Genomic DNA, 1,679 nt, shown 5'->3' with positions numbered 1-1,679 from the left:
ATATCCCTGAATAAGGGTTGGAGCATAGTGGAGTGTCTTTGGTGTCGACAATAAAAAGTTTTGTCAACGGTTCGGCCTGACAGACGACAGACAACGTCAGTAACAGCAACCGCAGTGCCGAAAAGAGTGAGTATTTAATAATCCTATCCCTGCATTCTGGCTTGTACAGAGCAAGGATAGATCAAGAAAACCTCGTGAAAGAGCGGTTGTCAGACTAAGGCCTGAGGTCATCGTCTTGATCATTAACAGGAGGCTTGCGTTTTCGATGCATTCTTTTGTGATTCGACAGGACTTTTGCATTCTTGCAGACCTTTCCGCATGACTGTTGCTGGCCTTCCTCCCCGACCACGGCCACGTCACAGGTTTTTTGTCCGGTGTGGTATCCAGTTTTGTGATTCGACAGGACTTTTGCATTCTTGCAGACTTTTCCGCATGGCCGTTGCTGGCCTTCCTCCCCGATCACTGTTACGTCACAGGTTTGTTGCCCCGTGTGGTATGAACTTTTGTGAGCCAACAGGCTGTTAGCATTCTTGAAGACCCTACCGCATGGCCGCCAACCACCCTCGCCGATCACGGTCACGTCGCAGGTTTGTTGCGCGGTGTGGTATCCGACTTTGTGATTCGACAGGGCTTTGGCATTCCTGCAGACCTTTCCGCACGGTTTCTGCTGGCCAGCCTTCCCCTCCACGATTAAATCACAGGTTTGTTGTCCGGTGTGGTCTCTTCTTTTGTGATCCTTAAAGGCTTGAGCATTCTTCCAGATCTTTCCGCACGGCTTTGGCTGGCCATCTTCCCCGATCACGGTCACGTCACAGGTTTTTTGTCCGGTGTGGTATCCGACTTTGTGACTCGACAGGGCGTTAGCATTGTTGCAGAGCTTTCCGCATGGCTGCGGCTCGCCGTCCTCACCGATCACGGTCACATCACAGGTTTTTTGTTCGGTATGGTATCCCCTCTTATGAGCTGACAGGGCGTGAGCATTCTTGCTGACCTTCCCGCAAGGCCTCGGCTGGCCATCCTCCCCGATCACAGTCACGTCACAGCTTTGTTGTTCAGTGTGGTATCCACTTTTGTGGTTCGACAGGGCATGTGTATCCTTGCAGACCTTCCCGCATGGCCGCGGCTGGCCATCCTTCCAGATCAAGGGCACGTCACAGGTTTGTTGCCTGGCGTGACAATTGCTTTTGTGACACGACAGTGGTTTTGCATTCTTGAAGGTCTTCCCGCATTGCAGCAGCTGACCATTCTCCCCGAATATTATCAAGCTGCAAATGGCCTGATCGGCAGGGTAGGTTGTATCGGATGAATCGGAAGACTGCCGGAATTGACAAACGCCATGACAGGGATGGACGAAACAATTTAAACCTAGCGTATGTGAGTGTCGTCCAGGGACTCCATTATCCCTGCCAGAATCAGAATACAGAAGGCTAGTGAAAAAGCCTGTAGGTTTAGGGAGTGCTTCCTGCCCGGATGATTCTGATGGCGGGTTGGGTTGTTGCTTGTTTCCAGAGCCGGGCATCATAGTGGTGATCACGAACAGTTGATCCTGACTCGACCCCCGGAGCTCCACAAAGTTAAACGACGCTGAATCGGGGTTCCAATAGCTTTTTAAAAGCGAACCGAAAACGGCAACCACTTTTACAGATATCCCTGAATAAGGGTTGGAGCATAGTGGAGTG

1 protein-coding gene is annotated in these 1,679 nt (G+C 51.2%); it reads right to left on the bottom strand.

The genetic code is table 11. The features are described from left to right. Positions 1-214: 214 nt before the first annotated feature. A partial coding sequence (locus KDK19_RS08775) for a hypothetical protein (protein ID WP_257253932.1) occupies positions 215-1,679 on the bottom strand: 1,465 nt, incomplete at its 5' end.

It is taken from the genome of Endozoicomonas sp. ONNA1 (assembly GCF_024606325.1).
Taxonomy (GTDB): Bacteria; Pseudomonadota; Gammaproteobacteria; order Pseudomonadales; family Endozoicomonadaceae; genus Endozoicomonas_A.
The sequence above is the reverse complement of the archived record's forward strand: the minus strand, read 5'-3'. Positions and strand labels throughout refer to the sequence as shown.